16 protein-coding genes are annotated in these 18,718 nt (G+C 75.1%); 12 read left to right on the forward strand and 4 right to left on the reverse strand.

All coding sequences use genetic code 11. The features are described 5' to 3' along the window. Nucleotides 1–67: 67 nt before the first annotated feature. Entirely contained in the window at nt 68–535 is a 468-nt protein-coding gene (locus ACFWEJ_RS15645; RefSeq protein WP_377230128.1) for a hypothetical protein, read from the reverse strand. Nucleotides 536–636: 101 nt separating this feature from the next. Here ACFWEJ_RS15645 and ACFWEJ_RS15650 point away from each other — a divergent pair, with 101 nt between their 5' ends. Continuing rightward, the gene (locus ACFWEJ_RS15650; RefSeq protein WP_377230129.1) at nt 637–1,722 is read left to right on the forward strand and encodes an FUSC family protein; all 1,086 of its coding nucleotides are present in this window, start codon (nt 637–639) and stop codon (nt 1,720–1,722) included. A gap of 61 nt (nt 1,723–1,783) precedes the next feature. Here ACFWEJ_RS15650 and ACFWEJ_RS15655 read toward each other — a convergent pair whose 3' ends face one another. Together ACFWEJ_RS15655 and ACFWEJ_RS15660 are read right to left on the reverse strand one after the other, a co-directional pair. Further along, nucleotides 1,784–2,752 (reverse strand): serine hydrolase, encoded by a 969-nt coding sequence (locus ACFWEJ_RS15655; RefSeq protein ID WP_377230130.1) that lies wholly within the window; start codon nt 2,750–2,752, stop codon nt 1,784–1,786. Further along, the gene (locus tag ACFWEJ_RS15660) at nt 2,749–3,849 is read right to left on the reverse strand and encodes a LysR family transcriptional regulator (protein WP_377230131.1); all 1,101 of its coding nucleotides are present in this window, start codon (nt 3,847–3,849) and stop codon (nt 2,749–2,751) included. Before ACFWEJ_RS15660 ends, ACFWEJ_RS15655 begins: the two co-directional genes overlap by 4 nt. Before the next feature lie 96 nt (nt 3,850–3,945). On the opposite strand from ACFWEJ_RS15660, the gene ACFWEJ_RS15665 reads away from it, so the two are divergent. Beyond that, complete coding sequence (locus tag ACFWEJ_RS15665) at nt 3,946–4,989, forward strand: MBL fold metallo-hydrolase (RefSeq protein ID WP_377230132.1); 1,044 nt, start codon at nt 3,946–3,948, stop codon at nt 4,987–4,989. Nucleotides 4,990–5,004: 15 nt separating this feature from the next. Here the strand turns inward: ACFWEJ_RS15665 and ACFWEJ_RS15670 are convergent, their stop codons facing one another. After that, the gene (locus ACFWEJ_RS15670) at nt 5,005–6,057 is read right to left on the reverse strand and encodes a GDSL-type esterase/lipase family protein (protein WP_377230133.1); all 1,053 of its coding nucleotides are present in this window, start codon (nt 6,055–6,057) and stop codon (nt 5,005–5,007) included. Nucleotides 6,058–6,211: 154 nt separating this feature from the next. Here ACFWEJ_RS15670 and ACFWEJ_RS15675 point away from each other — a divergent pair, with 154 nt between their 5' ends. The 10 genes from ACFWEJ_RS15675 to ACFWEJ_RS15720 form a co-directional block, all read left to right on the forward strand. Further along, nucleotides 6,212–7,294, forward strand: a complete 1,083-nt coding sequence (locus ACFWEJ_RS15675; RefSeq protein WP_377230134.1) for a LacI family DNA-binding transcriptional regulator — start codon at nt 6,212–6,214, stop codon at nt 7,292–7,294. Then, nucleotides 7,291–8,223, forward strand: coding sequence for an ABC transporter permease (locus tag ACFWEJ_RS15680; protein WP_377230135.1), 933 nt, complete (start codon nt 7,291–7,293; stop codon nt 8,221–8,223). The genes ACFWEJ_RS15675 and ACFWEJ_RS15680 overlap by 4 nt, the downstream gene beginning before the upstream one ends. Beyond that, a complete protein-coding gene (locus ACFWEJ_RS15685) occupies nt 8,220–9,041 on the forward strand; it encodes an ABC transporter permease (protein ID WP_377230136.1) in 822 nt (273 codons plus the stop codon). The genes ACFWEJ_RS15680 and ACFWEJ_RS15685 overlap by 4 nt, the downstream gene beginning before the upstream one ends. 66 nt (nt 9,042–9,107) lie before the next feature. Further along, nucleotides 9,108–10,625, forward strand: a complete 1,518-nt coding sequence (locus ACFWEJ_RS15690) for an ABC transporter substrate-binding protein (RefSeq protein ID WP_377230137.1) — start codon at nt 9,108–9,110, stop codon at nt 10,623–10,625. A gap of 30 nt (nt 10,626–10,655) precedes the next feature. Further along, nucleotides 10,656–11,699: an ABC transporter ATP-binding protein gene (locus tag ACFWEJ_RS15695; protein ID WP_377230138.1), complete on the forward strand. Its 1,044-nt coding sequence runs from the start codon at nt 10,656–10,658 to the stop codon at nt 11,697–11,699. Next, nucleotides 11,696–12,490: an ATP-binding cassette domain-containing protein gene (locus ACFWEJ_RS15700; RefSeq protein ID WP_377230139.1), complete on the forward strand. Its 795-nt coding sequence runs from the start codon at nt 11,696–11,698 to the stop codon at nt 12,488–12,490. The genes ACFWEJ_RS15695 and ACFWEJ_RS15700 overlap by 4 nt, the downstream gene beginning before the upstream one ends. 83 nt (nt 12,491–12,573) lie before the next feature. Then, complete coding sequence (locus tag ACFWEJ_RS15705; RefSeq protein WP_377230140.1) at nt 12,574–14,199, forward strand: FAD-dependent oxidoreductase; 1,626 nt, start codon at nt 12,574–12,576, stop codon at nt 14,197–14,199. Continuing rightward, nucleotides 14,199–15,212: a dihydrodipicolinate synthase family protein gene (locus tag ACFWEJ_RS15710; protein WP_377230141.1), complete on the forward strand. Its 1,014-nt coding sequence runs from the start codon at nt 14,199–14,201 to the stop codon at nt 15,210–15,212. The genes ACFWEJ_RS15705 and ACFWEJ_RS15710 overlap by 1 nt, the downstream gene beginning before the upstream one ends. Nucleotides 15,213–15,291: 79 nt before the next feature. Continuing rightward, a complete protein-coding gene (locus tag ACFWEJ_RS15715; RefSeq protein ID WP_377230142.1) occupies nt 15,292–17,214 on the forward strand; it encodes a glycosyl hydrolase family 28-related protein in 1,923 nt (640 codons plus the stop codon). A 38-nt stretch (nt 17,215–17,252) separates the two neighbouring features. Next, on the forward strand, nt 17,253–18,718 hold a 1,466-nt coding region (locus tag ACFWEJ_RS15720; RefSeq protein WP_377230143.1), incomplete at its 3' end, for a fumarylacetoacetate hydrolase family protein.

An 18,718-nucleotide genomic window follows, 5' to 3' on the forward strand; every position in this document is an offset into this window, starting at 1 on the left:
GCTGCCAGAACCACCCCGGTTCTGGCAGCAGGTGCATGGTCGGCTGCCGGCTGCCGGTCGCCGTCCGTCAGCGTTCCCGGCCGCCCGTGCTCAGGCTCGCGCGGACCGCCGGGTGCAGCGCCAGCGTGACGCCCGCCAGCACGAACAGGATGTGCAGCGCGCGGATCACGGGGAAGAGCGGCGAGACGTCGCCCTCGAAGGCGGTGGACCAGGAGGCGCCGTCGGCCAGCATCGCGGCCATGGGCAGGAGCATCGAGGCGAGTCCCACCACGCCCAGGCCGAGCAGAAGGGCCCACCAGGCCCAGCGCCGTCCGCGGGCCAGGTACCAGGCGCAGGTCAGGGCGGCGGCGAAGATCAGGCCGCGCACCCCGACCTGCGTGAGCAGGGCGCCGTCCGCCCCCTGCTGCGCCACGATCGAGGTGACGGCGACGACGGCCTCGGCGATCCCGGCCGCGACGGCGAGCGCGAACGCGCCCGCCGCGGACGTCCGGAGCGACCGGCCTGTGAGCAACGTGTGCGGTGCGGTTTCGGTCATGCGTCCATGCTGGTCAGCGGGCTCCCGGCGCACCAACCGGCTGTCCTCCGTGCTGGGCCGGGGGTTATCCCGACCCTGCCGCGTGGGAAGATGCAAAGGTCATGAACTTCCGCTCCCCGCTCCCCCACCTGCGCCGGATGCTGCACGTGGGACCGTACGGCGGGGAGCTGCCCGTGGCCCTGCGGGCCGCCGCGTCGGTGGCCGTGCCGATGCTGGTGCTGTGGGCGACGGGCCACCTGGAGTGGTCCCTGTACGCGACGTTCGGCGCGTTCACGAGCCTGTTCGGGCGCACCGTGCCGATCCGTCCGCGCCTGGTGATGCAGGTCCAGGCGGGGGCCGTGCTGGTCGCGTCGGTGCTGGTGGGCACGCTGATCGCCGTCCTGGCGTCCGCCGTCTCCGGCACGGGGTGGGTGGTGGTGCCCGTCGCGGCGCTGTGGGCCACGGGTGTGGCGATCGTGTCGCACCGGCTGCGCTGGCACCCGCCGGGGCCGCTGTTCCCCGTGTTCGCGCTGGGCGCCTGCTCCTCCGTCCCGGCCGGCGCGGGCAGCCTGGTCGTCGCCCTGGCCGTGGCCGTGGCCGCCGTGCTGTTCGCGCTCGCGCTGACCGCCGTCTTCGCGCGGTTCGAGCCGGGCCCGGCCCCGGCCGCCGTCGCTCCTGGCCCGGTCGCCGGCACGGTCGTCGCATCCGGCACCGCCACTGGCACGGGCACCAGCACCGGCCCGGAGTGGACGCTCTCGCACTACCTCGTGCGGTACGCCGCCGGGATGGCCGTCGCGGGCGCGATCGCCACCGCCGTCGGGCACCCGTACTGGGCGATGGTCGCCGCCGTGGTGCCCATGTCGGCGCCGGACGCCTCCGGGGCGATCATGCGCGCCGCCCAGCGCCTCGCGGGCACCCTGGTGGGCGTGCTCCTCGCGTGGGCGCTGCTGACGGCGGGCCCGCCGCCGCTGGTGGTCATCGCGGTCGCCGCGCTGCTGCAGGCCGGCGCCGAGCTGTACGTGGGCCGCAACTACGCCGTCGCGATGCTGTTCATCACGCCGCTCGCCCTGTCCATGACGCATCTCGCGCACCCCGTGCCCGTCGCCGGCCTCGTCAGCGACCGTGCGATCGACACGCTGATCGGCGTCGTCGTCGCCGTGGTGATCACGCTCCTGACCCACGAGCGCCGCCAGGACGCCGCGGGCTGACGCCGGTCGCGCGGTGCCGGTCGCTCGTCATTGGTCGCGCGTCACCGGTCGCACCAAGCGGTCAGACGTCGTCGGGCAAGCGCAGCGGCCCGACGGCGAGCCGCGCCAGCTCACCGATCGCGGCGTCCACCCGCGGCAGGTGCCGCTCCGGCCGCGCGGCCCGGGTCAGCACCACCACGCCCACGGGATGCTCGTGCGGGAACCGGACGACGGCGGCCTCGTGCCGCAGCCGCCCGAGTGTCCCGGTCTTGCCGAGCAGCGCGACGTCGTCGTGCGGGAACCCGCTGCCGACCCGGTGCCGCCACGCCTGGTGGGCCAGGGCGTCCCGCACCAGGTGGTGGGCCGGGCCGGTGCGCGACCACAGGATCCGCAGCACCTGGCCCACCTGCGCGGCGGTCGCGGCGCTCGCGTACGCCGGGTCGTACTGCGACGTCTCGGCGGCCCGGTCCGGGTCGGCGAGCGCCCGCTGGGCGGCGGCCCAGTCGGCGGTGCCGGTGTCGCGCAGGACGGCGCGCGTCTCCTCGGCCGAGCCCTGCCGCACCAGGGTCGCCGGGAGGCCCAGCTCCGCCAGGTGCTGATGCACGCGGGTGCGGCCGACCAGGGCCAGGACGGCGTCGCCGCACGCGTTGTCGGACACCGCGAGCATCAGCCGCACGGCGTCGCGGGCGGTCAGCGACACGTCGTCGAGCAGCATCGCCACGCCCGTCGGACCGGGCATGCGGGAGCCCGCCGCGAGGCGCACGGGCTGGTCCGCGGCGAGGTCGCCGGCCGCCACGAGATCCGCCCAGACCAGCGCGAGGGGCAGCTTGTAGAGCGAGGCGACCGCGGCGGGCTCGGCGTCGTCGAGGGCGACCGTGCCGGGCGGGCCGGTCAGGCGGGTCGCGTGGACCCGGGCCGTGACGCCCGCGTCGCGCGCCACCTCGCGCAGGGTCGCGACGACGGCGGCCCAGGTGCCCGCGGCCGTCGGCGCCCCAGGGACCTCGGACGGGTCGGCGACGGACCGGGCCCCGGACGACGCGGCGGGCTTCATCGGGCTCGTCCCGCGCCGAGCGCCCGCTCGATCGCGGCGGCGACCGCGTCGTGGTCGACCTCGGGCCGGCGCTGCGGGGCGTGCGGCAGGGCGACCCGCAGCCGCAGCGGCGGGCACGACGGGCCGGGATCTTCCGGACCCGGGCCACCGTCGGAGCCTCGGTCCCTGCCGTCCGGACAGTGCCCCCGGTCGTGGTCCCGGCTGTCGCCCAGGTCGGACACCGCGCCGGACTGCCCGACGGGCACCGGCACGATTCCTGCTGCAACACCCGCCGCGACGAGCGCCCAGCGCTGTGCGGCGTCCCGCGCCTCGATCACCGCGCCGCTGTGGCCGGCGCGGCGCAGGGCGTCGACGAGCTGGTCGTGCGCGGGCGGCTGGTGGTGCCGGGGCGGGACCGCCACGGGCAGGCGGACCTCGGCCAGGCCGGCGCTGGGACCTGGTCGTCCGGCGCCGACGCGACCGCCGCCGTGGGCACCTGCACCGGCGTCGGAGCTGCCCCCGTCATCTGCACCCGTGCCGACACCCACCAGCCGGGTCGGCAGCACGAGCACCGGCCCCGCCGTCAGGCCGTCGAGCACGCCCGGGTGCCGCACGACGGCGACGTCGAGCAGGCCGTCCCGCAACAGGTCGACCAACTCGACGCTGCCCGCGACCGTCGGCACGACGGCGCCGCCTGCGACCGCCGCGCCGCCCGAGACGCCCGAGACGCCCGAGCCGGCGGGGCCGCCCGAGCCAGCAGCACCCGCGCCGGCGGGATCGCCCGCAACCGCCCGGAGCAGCCCCGGAACGGCGTCCTCCAGATCGGCGGCGACGCCGAGCCGGACCTGCTCGGGAAGTGCGAGGTCGCGGGCGGCGGCGACGAGGTCGTCGGCGGCGTCGAGCAGCTCGCGGGCGGCGGGCAGGAGCCGCCGTCCGGCCGCGGTGATGCGCACGCCGCGCGCGTCGCGGTCGAAGAGCCGCACGCCGAGGTGCCGCTCCAGCCGGAGGATGCCCTGGGACAGCGGCGGCTGGGTCATGCCGAGGTCGGCGGCGGCATTGCCGAAGTGCCGGGCGTCTGCGACGGCCGCGAAGAAGCCCAGGTGCTTCAGGAGGTCCACGGCCCGAGCCTAGGCGGGAGCCATAGCAGGATCGACTCGGGTCACGTCGGCAAGACTCTTTGACTCTCGCCGGCGGCCTCGCGAAGGGTGTGCCGCATGACGACACCCACCACCTCGAACCGCGGCCTCAGCCGCCGCACCCTGATGTCCGGCGCCGGGACGGCGGCCCTGGGCGTGCTCGGCGGGCTCGCCGGTGCGGCCGTACCGGGCACGGCGTCGGCCGCCGTCGCCGCCCCCGCCGTCGGCCCGGAGACCGCGAACCCGCCCGAGACCGCGGCACCGGCCGGCTTCGCCACGTTCGCCTGGCTCGGCACCTCCGGCTGGCGCATCCGCACCCCCACGACCACAGTGCTGCTCGACCCGTACGTCACGCGGTTCGACACCGGCCTGGCGGCCGGGAAGTTCAGTGCCACCACCCGGCTGCGGGTCGACGCCGCCGCGCTCGACGCCGCGCTCGGGGCCCCGGGGACGGCGGACGGTGCCGTCGACTCGATCCTGGTGACGCACACCCACTGGGACCATTTCGCCGACGTGCCCCACCTGGCCCGCACGCGCGGCGCCACCGTTTTCTCCACCCTGACCGGGTACCACCTGGCGCTTGCTATGGGCGTGCCCCGGGAGCAGCTCGCGGTGGTGCGCGGCGGCGAGGAGATGCACCTGGGCGACCTGGTGCTGCGCGTCGTGCCGTCGCTGCACAGCCGCACAGCGTCCGGCGGGCTGCTGTTCCCCGGCGTGCACACGCGGGTCCCGGGGCGGCCTCGCACGATCGCGGACCTGCCGGAGGGCGACACCCTGTCGTACCTGCTGCGCTCGCCGCAGGGGCAGTCCGTGCTGCTGCTCGGCGGCAGCGACTACGACGACCGGGCGCTGCGCGGCCTGCGCGTCGACACCGTCGCGCTGCCCGTGCCGAGCACCGACGTCACCGCCGACTACGCGGGCCGCCTGCTCGCGGCGCTGGACGGCGTCGGGCAGGTCGTCCTGGTGCACTGGGACGACTTCGAGTCGCCGCTGACCAACCCGCCGCGCGCCGACGACCGCACCCGGACCCGGATGCGCGACCTCACCGAGCGGATCGGGCAGCTCTCGCCGGGCACGCGGGTGGTGGTACCGGAGTACGGGACGCCGCTGGACCTGCTGTGAGCCCTCGCTGAGACCTCACGACCGGCCCGGCACGACCGCGCCACCCGCGGCCCGGCCGGCGAGCAGCTCCCCGACAACGGGACCGATGACCGACGCCATGTGCGCGTAGCCCTCGGGACCCGGGTGCAGGCCGTCGGCCAGCAGGTGCGCGTCCTCGGGGCCGAGCACCGCGCGCCCGTCGAGCAGGTGCAGGTCCGGGTCGCCGTGCGCGGTCAGGAGGCCGACCGCGTCGGCCACCTGGTCGCGCACCCGCGCGAGCGTCAGGCCTGCGGGCCCCGCCACGTCCTCGCGCCGCGGCGAGGCGACGGGCGAGAGCACCAGCACGGGCACGCCCGGGTGCCCGTCGCGGACCGTGCTCAGGAACCCGAGCAGCGCCGGGAGCAGCGACCGCTCGCTGAACGTGCCCGCGCCGTACACGTTGATGCCGAGGCAGGCCACGACGACGTCGGCGGGCAGGTCGCGCAGCACGCGCGCAACCATCGGGTCGAGGTGCGCCTCCCCCGCGAAGCCCAGGCACGTCAGGTCCAGGCCGAGCCCGCGCGCCACCAGCGCGGGCCACGTCCGCGTGGGGGACGCCGCCTGGCGGCACTGCGTCAGCGAGCTGCCGTACGTCACGAGCCGGGGCCCGGACGGGCCGCGCGCCGACCAGACCCGCGCGTCGTCGTCGATCGCGAGGCTCATCAGCCGGAAGGTCCCGAACTGCGGCAGCCACACCTCGACCCGCTTGTCGCCGGGCGGCAGCTCCACCGCGAAGCCGCCGTCCGGCCCGACCGGCACGGAGGCGACGCCGCCCGATCCAGCACCGTCCGGCCCGGCACCCTCCACCACCACGTCCAGCGGCACCTCGACTCCCTGGACCGCGGCGAACCCCGCGAGCCTCCGCGCGTCGGTGCCGAGCACCAGCCGCACGCCCGCGGGCATCGCGGCGCGCGAGCGCAGGGCGCCGCCGGGGAACAGCCCGATCCGGTCGTGCGGCAGCCGCCAGGCGCGGGACCAGCGCGGCCCGTGCTCCACGGAGACGGCGCCGGCCCAGGTCAGGACGTCGTCGTCCGCCCGGATCTCGCGCATCCCGCCCTCGTTCCGTCGACCGGGTGAATACAGGCGTTTCGGCCGGGATTTCCTTGACGGCCCGTTGCCCGGATCCATAGTGTGGCGTCCCACGGCTTTAATACGTATTAAAGAGGCTACCCGGCAATGGCGCCGGCTACCCGAGGAGTCTGCGATGACCCAACGTCGGCGTCCCACCCAGGTGGACATCGCGCGGGCCGCCGGCGTCTCCCAGGCGACCGTATCCCTGGTGGTCAGCGGCGGCCAGGCCAGCAGCCAGGTCGCCGAGCAGACCCGCCGGGCCGTGCTCGACGCCGCGGCGGCGCTCGGCTACACCGTCAACACCGCCGCGCGCAGCCTCAAGGGCGGGCGCAACCGCATGCTCGGCCTCTACACGTTCGAGCCGGTCTTCCCCGTGGACCAGCGCGACTTCTACTTCCCGTTCCTGCTGGGCGTCGAGGAGGCAACCGCCGAGTTCGGGTACGACCTGCTGCTGTTCAGCTCCGTCGGCACGGGCGAGCGCCGCATCTACTCGGGCGGCATCAACCGGCTCAAGGTCGCCGACGGCTGCGTGCTGCTGGGCCGGCACATCGACCGCGCGGACCTCGCCGACCTGGTCCGCGAGGACTTTCCGTTCGTCTTCGTCGGACGGCGCGAGCTGCCCGGCGCGGAGCTCTCCTACGTGGCCCCGGACTACGTGGGCGCCACCCGCGACATGGTGCGCCGCCTGGCCGACGCCGGGCACCGCCGCCTCGCCTACCTGCGGCCCGCCGACCACCAGGAGCCCACGCGCGACCGCGAGGCGGGGTTCCGCGCGGGCCTGGCCGACGCCGGCCTGCCGGACCAGCCGGTCCACGAGATGCCGGACGACGCCGCCACCACCGCCGCGCTGCTGACCGACCTGCTGCAGCGGTGGCGGGCCGACGGCGTGACGGCGCTGCTGGTCGAGCCGAGCGAGGACGACCAGACCGTCGCCGCCCTGGAGCGCGTCGCCGCCGCGGCGGGGCTGCGCATCCCGGGGGACCTCTCCGTCGCCCTGCTGGGCGACCCGGCACCCAGCAGCACGCCCGGCAGCGCGCCGAGCAACACCGCGACCACGTCCGGCCGCGACTGGACCCGCTTCACGCTCCCCCGCGAGGGCATGGGCCGCGCGGCGGTGGGCCTCCTGCTGGAGATCCTGGACGCCGACGACGGCCCGCGCCAGCTCTCCGTCGCGTGCACGCCGGTCGAGGGCGACTCCGTGGGGAGCCCGCCATGATGCTCACGTTCCTGCTGCGGCGCCTCGCCGTCGGGCTGTTCACCATCTGGGGCGTGCTCACCGCGGTCTTCCTCATCGTGCGGCTCGCGCCGGGCGACCAGGCCACGGTCGCCCTCGGCCCGGACGCCGCCCCGGAGCAGATCGCGGAGCTGCGGCACACCCTGGGCCTCGACCAGCCGCTGCTCGCCCAGTACCTGTCGTTCCTGGGCGACGCCGTGCGCGGCAACTTCGGCGAGTCGTACCGGTACGGCCGCCCGGCCATGGACGCGGTGCTAGAACGGTTCCCCGCGACCGTCACGCTCACGCTGGCGGCCACGCTCGTCGCGGTCACGGTCGGGATCGTGCTCGGCGTGCTGGCGGGGCACCGGCCCGGCAGCCTCGTGGACCGCGCCACCTCAACGGTCACCCTCGGGATGCAGGCGCTGCCGCCGTTCTGGGTCGGCATCATGCTCATCCTCGTCCTCGCGCTGTGGCTGCGGCTCCTGCCGAGCGCCGGCGGCGGGGACCTGGAGCACCTGATGCTGCCCGCGGTCACGCTCGCCATCCCGTTCACCGCGCTGGTCGGGCGGATCACGCGCAGCGGCGTCGCCGAGACGATGTCCGAGCCGTTCGTGCGCACCGCGCGGTCCAAGGGCCTGACCGAGCGCGAGGTGCTCACGGGGCACGTCCTGAAGAACTCGCTGGTCCCCGTCGTCACGGTCGTCGGCCTGCAGGTCGGCACGCTGCTGGGCGGCGCCGTCGTCATCGAGACCGTGTTCGCCTGGCCCGGGCTCGGCAACCTGCTGGTCGGCGCGGTCGGCAACCGCGACTACGCGGTGGTGCAGGCCGCCACGGTGCTGATCGCCGTCTGCGTCGTCGTGCTCAACCTGGCCGCCGACCTCGCCTACGCCCGCCTCGACCCGCGCATCCGGCTGGAGGCGCGCCGATGAGAGGCACGGGTTCGATCGGCGCCTGGGTCGTCTACGGGATCATCGGCGTCTACGTGCTCGCCGCCGTCGTCGGCCCGTACCTGGTGCCGTACGACCCGGTGGCGACCGTCGTCACCGAGCGGCTGCTGCCGCCCGGCTCGGCCACGGCGTCCGGCACCGCGTGGCTCGGCACGGACGGCGTGGGCCGCGACGTGCTGGCGCAGGTGGTGCACGGGGCGCGCACGTCCCTGACCATCGGCGTGGTCGTGGTGGCGCTGTGCTCCGTGGTGGGCGTGGCGCTCGGCGCGGTGGCCGGCTACGCGGGCGGGTTCGCCGACGTCGCCGTGGCCCGCACCGTCGACGTGCTCATGGCGTTCCCCGGCATCCTGCTCGCCATCGTGATCGCGGGCCTCCTGGACCGCGGCACGGGCGTGGTGATCATCGCGCTGTCCGTGGCGGGCTGGATCGGGTTCGCCCGCCTGTCGCGCAGCGTGGCCCTGTCCGTCCGCGAGCGTGACTGGGTCGACGCCGCCCGGATCATGGGCGTGCGCACCCCGGTGATCCTCGGCCGGCACGTGGTGCCGTTCCTCGCCGGACCCGTGGTCGCGCTCGCCACGATGGAGCTCGCCTCCGTCGTCCTGTCCGAGGCGGCCCTCAGCTTCCTGGGCCTCGGCCTGCCCCCGCACGTCGCGTCCTGGGGCCAGAGCATCGCGAGCGGCAAGGAGTACCTCGCCACCGCGTGGTGGATCTCGGCCTTCCCCGGCATCGCGCTCACCGTCCTGGTCGTCTGCATCGGCCTCGTCGGCGACCGCCTCACCAGACGTTTCGCCCAGACCTGACAACGCCGCACCCCGGCGCTGCACCAGCACCTCCCACCCGGCACACCCCTCCGGAAGGAACGAGCGATGAAGCTCAGCACCCGGCGCGCCGTACCCGCCCTCACCCTCACCCTCATGCTCCTGGCCACGGCGGCCTGCGGCGGCTCCGACGGCGGGGACGACCCCGGCGGCGACGCCGCGGGCGGCACCCTGACCGCGGCCGGCCCCATCCCCATCGAGAACCTGGACCCGCACGGCCCGTCCAGCATGGACGCGGGCACGCAGCTCGCGGCCCGCGCCCTGTTCAGCCAGCTCGTGGTCAGCACCGGCCCGGGCGAGTTCACGGGCGACCTGGCCACCGAGTGGGAGCCCAACGACGACACGAGCCGGTGGACGTTCACGCTGCGTGACGGCGTGGAGTTCTCCGACGGCGAGCCGGTCGACGCCGACGCCGTCGTCGCCTCCTTCGAGCGAGTGCTGGAGCTGCAGGGCCCGCTGGCGGGCAACTTCGTGGACTACCAGGTCGAGGCGCCCGACGAGTCGACCGTGGTGTTCGACGCCGGCAAGCCGGACGCGTCGTTCGTCGCGAAGATCTCGTCGTTCTTCGTCACCCCGCCCGACGTCGACGAGGCGTTCTTCCAGGACCCCGTGGGCTCCGGGCCGTTCGTCGTCGAGTCGTTCGAGCCGGGCCAGACGCTGCGGATGACGCCGAACCCGACCTACTGGGACGGACCCCCGGCGTTGGAGGAGCTGGTCTTCCAGTCGATCCCCGAGGTCTCCGCGCGCATGACGGCGCTCCAGACCGGCGAGGTCGACGTCACCTGGGCCATGCCCGACGACCAGATCCCCGCCCTGCAGGGCGACACCTCGATCACGGTCGAGAGCGTGGACAGCCCCGGGGTGCTGACCATGTGGATGAACAGCTCCGAGGAGACCCTGAAGGAGGCCGCGGTGCGGCGCGCGCTGTGGCAGGCGGTCGACTTCGACGAGATCACGGCGTCGCTGTTCCCGGAGACGGGCTCGCCGGCCGACTCCGTCGTCAGCCCCGTGGTGCTCGGCTACGCGCCGCAGGAGCCGGTGGCGTACGACCCGCAGGCCGCGAAGGCCGCCCTGGACGCCGCCGGCTTCGACTACGACACGAAGCTGCGCATGCAGTTCTCGCAGCCGCAGTTCCGCCAGCTCGCGCAGGCCGTGGCCTCCGACCTGGCCGAGATCGGCGTGCAGGTGGAGCCGCTGGAGAAGGAGCAGGCGGTGTTCCTCGAGGACCTGCTGGCCCTGAAGTGGGACCTCAACATCCAGCAGATCGGCTCGCAGGGGTACGACGCCGCCACCAACCTGGGGCGTCTGTACCCGTGCGCCGCGGCCCGCACCGGCTACTGCAACGAGGACCTCGACGAGCTGCTGGCCGCCGCGGAGGCCACGAGCGACACCGCCGAGCGGGAGGACCTGTACGCGCAGGCCACGCAGATCGTCTGGGACGACGCCGTGGGCATGTACCCGATGTTCGTCGGCATGCCGTACGCGTGGCGCTCCGGGGTCGAGGGCTTCGTCCCGGCGTCCGACAGCCTGCCGTACTTCACGCGCGTGACGAACTCCGAGAGCTGACGGGCGCGCCTGGGCGCGAAGGGAGCACAGATGGCAGACCAGTCCGTCGCGGTGGTGACCCCCGAGCGGAGCACCACCCCGATGCTCGAGGTGACCGGGCTCGGCGTCACCCTGCCCGCGGGGCCGGTGGTCGACCAGGTCTCGTTCACCGTCCTGGCCGGGCGCACCACGGGCCTGATCGGCGAGTCCGGCAGCGGCAAGACGATGACGGCGATGGCCGTCGTCGGGCTGCTGCCGGACGCCGCCGTCCCCTCCGGCGAGGTGCGGTGGAAGTCCCAGGACCTGCTCGCGGCGCCCGAGCGCCGGCGGCGACAGGTGCGCGGGCGCGAGATCGGCGTCGTCTTCCAGGACCCGTCGGCCGCGCTCGACCCGATCCAGACCGTGGGGCGGCAGGTCGGCGAGATCCTGCGGCGCGCCGGCCGCCCGCGCGCCGAGGTCCGGGCGCGCGTGCTGGAGCTGCTGGCGCGCGTCGGGCTGCCCGAGCCGGAGCGGCAGGCCGGCTCGTACCCGCACGAGCTGTCAGGCGGCATGCGCCAGCGCGTCATGATCGCCATCGCGCTGGCCGGACGGCCCGAGCTGGTCATCGCCGACGAGCCGACCACCGCGCTCGACGTCACCACGCAGGCGCGGATCCTGGCGCTGCTCGCCGACCTGCGCGACCGCGAGGGCCTGGCCATGATCCTGGTCAGCCACGACCTGCGGGTCATGGCGCACGTCGCCGACGAGGTGGTGGTGATGTACGCCGGCCGGGTCTGCGAGCAGGGCCCGGCCCGCGCCGTGCTCGACCGTCCGCACCACCCCTACACGCGGGCGCTCGCGGGCAACGTCCCGGCCGTGTCCAGCCGGACGGCGATCGCCGAGCCGCTCCCGGGCGCGCCCGCGAGCCCCTTCGACCCGCCGTCCGGGTGCCCGTTCCACCCCCGCTGCCCCATGGCGCGGGCGCGCTGCGCCACGGAGGTCCCGGCGCTGCGCGAGATCGACACGGGTGTCGGTGCCCCGGACGGCACCGACCCGGGCGGGCCCGCGCCCCGGCGGCTCAGCGCCTGCCACTTCGCCGAGGAGGTCACCCCGTGAGCGTGCTCGAGATCCGTGGCCTGCGCGTCACGTTCGCCGGCCCGCGCCGGTCGGTCCGCGAGCGCCGCACAACGGTGCGAGCGGTCGACGGCGTGGACCTGGACATGGGCGCGCGGCAGACCGTGGCGCTGGTCGGCGAGTCGGGTTCGGGCAAGTCGACGGTGGCGCGGTGCGTGCTGGGGCTGGTGACGCCGCAGGAGGGCAGCATCACGTTCGAGGGGCACCCGCTCGGGCCGGTGCGGCGGCGGTCGCCGGAGCTGCACCGCGCGGTGCAGATGGTGTTCCAGGACCCGGGGTCGTCGCTCAACCCGCGGATGACGGTGGGCGCGATCGTGCGCGAGGCGTGGCGGGTGCACCCGTCGGTGGCGCCGTCCGGCGACCGGCGGGAGGCGCTGGCGCGGGTGCTGGCCGACGTCGGGCTGGACCCGGGGGTGGCGGACCGGCGGCCGTCCGCGCTGTCGGGCGGGCAGAAGCAGCGCGTCAGCATCGCCCGGGCGCTGGCGCTGCGCCCGCGGCTGCTGGTCTGCGACGAGGCGGTCTCGGCGCTGGACGTGTCGGTGCAGTCGCAGATCCTGCGGCTGCTCGTGGACCTGCGCGACGAGCACGATCTGTCGCTGCTGTTCATCACGCACGACCTCGCGGTGGTGCGGCAGATCGCCGACCGGGTGGCCGTGATGCACCGCGGGGTGCTGGTCGAGGACACCTCCGCGGAGCAGCTCTTCACCGCACCGGCGCACCCGTACACACAAGCCCTCCTGCAAGCGGCCCAAACTTTGGAGGGAGCAGCATGACGCCCGCCCGCCCGGCCCCGTTGAGTGCTGGGTATTTGTCCTCTCAGAACGATTCGACAGCACAAAAGTCCAGCACTCAACGGATGGGCGGGCGGGTTGTGGGGGCCGACGTGCTCGTCGTGGGGGGCGGGGCCGGTGGGGTGGCTGCGGCGCTCGCCGCCTTGCGGCGCGGGCGGTCGGTGGTGCTGACCGAGGAGACGGACTGGTTGGGCGGGCAGCTCAGCGCGCAGGGCGTGCCGCCGGACGAGCACCCGTGGATCGAGCAGTTCGGCTGCACGCGCTCGTACCGGGCGTTCCGCGAGGGGGTGCGGCAGTACTACCGCGCGTGGTACCCGCTGACGCCGTCGGCCCGCCGGGTGGTGGACCTCAACCCGGGCCTGGGGCGGGTGAGCCGGCTGTGCTACGAGCCGCGGGTCGCGGCGGCGGTGCTGGACGCGATGGTGGCGCCGTATCTGGCCGCGGGGCGGCTGCGGGTCCTGTTCGGGCACCGCCCGGTAGCGGTGCACGCGGACGGCGACCGGGTGGCGGCCGTGACCCTGACCGGGCCGGACGGCGCCGAGGTGACGATCGCGGCGCCCTACGTCCTGGACGCCACGGAGCTCGGCGACCTGCTGCCGCTGGGCGGCGTCGAGCACGTGACGGGGTTCGAGTCGCGGGAGGAGACCGGGGAGCCGAGCGCCCCCGCTCATCCGCAGCCGGGCAACCAGCAGGCCTTCTCGTGGGTGTTCGCCGTCGAGCACCGCGAGGGCGAGGACCACACGGTCGACCGGCCGGAGCAGTACGAGACCTGGCACGACTACCGCCCGCCCTACTGGCCCGACCGGATGCTCAGCCTCACCGCCCCCGACCCGCGCACGCTGGAGCCGCTGGTGCGCACGTTCGTGCCGCACGCGCCCAGCGGCCCGGTCGTGGCCGACCAGAGCGCCGACCCCGGCGACCGGGAGCTGTGGCTGTTCCGCCGCATCGTGGCGCGCGAGCAGTTCGAGGCCGGCTTCGCCGCCAGCGACGTCACGCTCGTCAACTGGCCCATGATCGACTACCTGCCCGGCCCGCTGGTCGGCCCGGCCGACGACCCCGTGCCCGAGGCCGAGCGCGACAAGCACCTGCTGGGCGCCCGGCAGCTGTCCCTCAGCATGCTCTACTGGCTGCAGACCGAGGCGCCCCGGCCCGATGGCGGCACGGGCTGGCCGGGACTGCGGCTGCGGCCGGACGTGCTGGGCACCCAGGACGGGTTCGCCAAGGCGCCGTACGTGCGCGAGTCGCGCCGCATCCGGGCCCGCACCACCGTGGTGGAGCAGGACCTGTCGCTCGCGGTGCGCGGCGCCGCCGGGGCCGTCGTCTACCCCGACTCCGTGGGCGTGGGCATGTACCGGATCGACCTGCACCCCAGCACCGGCGGGGACAACTACCTGGACGTGCCGTCCAGCCCGTTCCGGATCCCGCTCGGCGCGCTGCTGCCCGTGCGGGTGCGCAACCTGCTGGCCGCCGGGAAGAACATCGGCACCACGCACATCACCAACGGCTGCTACCGGCTGCACCCCGTCGAGTGGAACGCCGGGGAGGCCGCCGGGGCGCTCGCCGCGCACTGCCTGGCCCACGGCGTGGAGCCCGCCCAGGTGCATGGTGACGCCGCGCTGCTCGCCGCGTTCCAGGCCGAGCTCGTCGCCGACGGGTTCGAGCTCGACTGGCCCGAGATCAGGGGGTACTGATGCTGACCGGAACACCGCTCCTGACCGGGGTGACCGTGCCGCTCGTGACGCCCATGGACGTGCGCGGCCGGCCGGCGGCGGCGAGCGCGAGCCGGCTGCTGAACAGCCTGCACGCCCACGGGGTGCGCACCCTGATGCTGTTCGGCAGCAACGGCGAGGGCCCGCTGGTGCCCGTCGCGGACCTCGGCCCGTTCACCGCCGAGGTGGTGGCGCGCTGGCACGCGCTGGGCCGGAGCTCCGAGCACCACAACGGTCACCACAACGGTGGGCCCCACTTCGGCGGGCAGCGTCCCGGCACACCGCCGCACAGCACACCGCACCACGGCACCGGGCACGACGGCGGGTTCGTGCTGGTGAACGTGACGGCCGCCGGCACGCACGACGTGCTCGCGCGGGCCTTCTCCGCCGCGGCGGCCGGCGCGGACGCCCTGGTGCTCAGCCCGCCCATCTACTTCCACCACCGCGCCGACGAGGTCGTGGCGCACTTCGCGGCCCTGGCCGACGTCGGCCTGCCCGTCGTGGCCTACAACGCGCCCCGGTACAGCAGCCCGATCACGCCGGGCCTGGCCGACGCGCTGGCCGACCTCGACCACGTGGTCGGCATCAAGGACAGCTCCGGCGACCTCGTGCTGATGCGGCACCTGGTCGGGATCGCGGCGCGCCGGCCGGGGTTCGCCGTCGGGCAGGGCGACGAGACGCAGCTCGCGGCCGCCCTGGACCTCGGCGCGCACGGCGTCGTGCCCGGCATCGGCAACATCGCGCCGCGCGCGACGCTCGCGGTCGTGGCCGCGCACCGCGCGGGCGACACCGCCGAGGTGGCCCGCCTGCAGGAGCTGCTGACCGCCCTGGTGGGTCTGCACAAGGTGCGCCCGGGCACCCCCGCGATCAAGGCCGTGCTCGCCCGGCGCGGGCTGTGCCCACCGCACGTCGCACCACCCCTGATCGCGTGCGACCCGGCCGAACGGGAGGCGCTGCACGCCTTCCTCGCGCCCTTCGCGGAGCATCTCATCTGAGTGCCCCTACCTGAGTCACCCCCATCTGGGCCGCCCCACGAAGGCCCAGCCCGTAAGGCTCAACGGAAGGAAAGCAACGATGCACCAGCCCGTGACCCGACGGAACATGCTCCGCACCGCCAGCCTGGCCGGTCTCGCCACCGCCGCAGGCGCCGTGTCCACGCCGCTGTCCGCCGCACTGTCCCCCGCCGGCGCGCTCCCCACCGAGCCCGGCCCGCCCGAGCTCTCCGACCCGGCGCTCGCGACCCTCGACATCTCCGGGGCCACCACGCCGCAGGAGTTCGGCGCCCTGGCCGACGGCGTCAACGACGACACCGCCGCGATCCAGGCCGCCATCGACGCCCAGTTCGAGCGGCTCAGCAAGATCGTCTGGTTCCCGCCGGGCACCTACCGCATCACCGCGCCGCTCGTGGTGCGGGACACCGAGTTCACCGAGCCGATGAACCTCAACCGCATCGTGCTGGCCGGCCAGGGCACCATGGGCGTGCGCACGTCGCTGATCCTCGTGGACTTCGACGGCACCGGCCTGGAGATGCACGCGCCGCTGTGCGGCATCCGCGGGCTGTCGTTCATCACCCGGACCCGCACGCCCGGCTCGGTCGCGGTGCGCACGGCCCGAACCACCAACACCGACGACATGGACGCCACCATCACGGAGTGCACCTTCGTGTCGTTCAACCAGGCGGTGGTGCACGTCGGGCGCGGGCTGGTGTTCACGAACAACCTGGTGGCGATCTCCGGGACCGCCCTGACCGTGCAGTGGCCCACCGACGGCACGGGCGGCGGCGACCTGCACCTGCTGCCGTACGGCATGCGCAAGTGGCTCATCGAGGGCAACCACTTCCACAGCATGAACCAGTGCATCGCGACCACCGGCGCGGAGAACGAGAACTTCCGCGGCGCCGTGATCTCGAACAACCTGGTGGACATCGGCCGCCGGTTCTTCGTCGGCGGCATCATCAACTCCACGATCGTCGGCAACGTCGTGGAGCACGCCTCCGGGCCGGCGATCGACATCACGGCGGGCGGCTCCAACCTGACGATCGCGGGCAACGTGATCGGCGGCGGCGGGGTGGAGCCGGGCGGCAACCGGCCCCCGAACGCGATCCTGTTCCGCGGCGTGGACGCGCACAACGTCACCATCACCGGGAACACGTTCAACTGGATCAACCTCGACCCGGTCGCGTTCGAGCAGTCGGCGTCCGAGATCACGGTCTCCGCCAACTCGTTCGACAACTGGAACCTGGAGCGCAGCGTGATCCGCGGCGCGGTGCGGATCGCCGGCGATGCCGACGGGATCTCCGTGATGGGCAACGCGTTCGGCGCCAACACCGTGCCCGCGAACGCGCCCGTGCGGGTCACCGGAACCCTGACCGGCTCCACGATCAGCGGCAACACCCTGGACGCCGCCGCGCCCGTGCTGCTCGCGGGCACCGTGGGCGCGGGGTGCTACGTGCAGCGGCGCAGCGCCGGGAACAACGAGCACGAGCTCACCTCCGCGAAGAACGGGGCGTCCGTGGTGCGGGCCACGGCGGCGGACGGGTACGCGGACGGCGACGCCTACGGCAGCTTCCTCGCGGCGTCCGCCCAGGTCGCGGGGGCCGGGCCGGGCATCAAGGGCGGCGTGCGGGTGGTGCCGGACGGCGCGGCGGGCGCCGCCGTCGTCGAGCTGGTCGCCGCGACGCCGGAGGCGAACGCACTGGCCGCCGTCCGCGTCGGGGCCGACGGCGTGGTGCCCACCGCGGACAACGAGCGCGACCTCGGCTCCGCGGAGCTGCGGATGCGCCGCGTCCACGCGCACAGCCTGCAGCTCGTGCCCAACCCCGTGGCCGAGCTGCCCGAGCCCGTCGCGGGCGGGCTCGTGATGGTGCCCGACGCGCTGGGCCCGTTCCCCACGCTCGCCGTGTCCGACGGGCGGCGCTGGTACCGGGTGATCGTGGCCGGGTACCTCACCGCCGACGGCGCGACGATCGAGGTGCCGGGCGCCGGGGAGATGTCGTGAGGTACCGGCTGTGAGGGACAAGCTGTGAGGAACGAGCGGTGAGACTCGCCAGCTTCCTGGCCCAGGGCACGGAGCGCTGGGGCGTCGTCCTGCGCGACCCCGGCGTGGCGGACCGTGAGTGGCTCGTCGAGCCCGTCCGCGCCGAGGCCGCCCTCGCGGCGCACGCGCCCGTCCCGGCCCCGGGCCCGGCCCCGCACTTCCTCGCGGGGCCGTGGCCGGACACGCTCGTCGGCCTCCTCGCGCTCGACGACGCCGGCCTGGCGGCCCTGTCCCGGCTCGCCGCCGCCGTCGAGCAGCGGGCGCGGACCGACCTGACGTTCCTGCCGCGCTCGGGGCACCGGGTCGGCGTCGGCGTCGAGCTGCTCGCGCCGGTCCCGAAGCCGCGCCTGTGCTGGGGGCTGGTGACGAACTCGCCGTCGTTCGTGCGGAACCGGCCGGGCGTGCCGCTGCTCAACCTGTTCCCGCTGGGGCACCAGCGGCCGCAGGGGGCGGTGGTCGGGCACGGCGCGCCCGTCGTCGTCCGCCACGGCCACCACCTGCCCGCCATGGCCTACAACGTGGAGCTGGCCGTAGTGATCGGCCGGGCGGGGCGGGACGTCCCGGTCGAGCGGGCCATGGAGCACGTCGCGGGGTACACCGTGGTGGACGACGTGTCCGGCACCCACTACTTCTCCGCCGTGCCGGGCAACGCCGGCGCCGGGTACTCGCTCCCGCCCGGGTACCAGGACTGGCTGTTCCAGGCGACGGCGTCGTGGGCCGGCAAGAAGGCCGACACGATGTGCCCCATGGGCCCGTACCTCGTCACGAAGGACGAGGTGGGCGACCCGTACGACCTGCTGATGTGGACGCGGCAGTCGGGCCGCACGCGCGACCGCGCGCACAGCGGCGCCACCCTGCTGGGCATCGAGCGGGTGCTCGCCTGGTACTCCTCGTTCGCGTCGCTGCACGTGGGCGACGTGATCCACCTCGGCACCATGGGCATCGACGGCCTGCCCGTCACCCCCGGCGAGGTCGCCGCCGGCACGCGGCTCGAGGTCGAGATCGAGCGGGTGGGCGCGCTGGCCAACCCGGTGGTGGCGCCCGACGACGGCCCGGGGTCGGTGCCTCCCGACCTGACCCGGCACCCGTCGTGGGCCGTCCGGGAGCTCGCGCTGCGCGAGCGTGCCGAGCCGGGCTCGACGGTGATCGGCGCGCCCGCGGACTGGTCGGTCGCGGGCGTGCGGCACTTCTGGACCGCCTTCGGCAACGCCGCCCCGCCGAACGCCGTCGACCCGGACGGCCTGCCCCGGCTCCCCGTGCCGCGCTTCCTCAACGGTCCGGCGTCGGCGCTCACGGCGGGCGACCCTGCGGTCGGCGTCCCGGGCGGCGCTGCGGTCGGCGTCCCGGGCGGCGCGGTGCGGGTCCCGGCGCGCGCCACGGACCTGGTCGTCGCGGTCGAGCTGGCGCTGGTGCTGCGCCGCCTGGTCGCGGAGGCCCCCGCCGTGTCGGACGTACAGGTCCCCGG

This window comes from Promicromonospora sp. NPDC060204 (genome assembly GCF_042728455.1).
Lineage (GTDB): Bacteria > Actinomycetota > Actinomycetes > Actinomycetales > Cellulomonadaceae > Promicromonospora.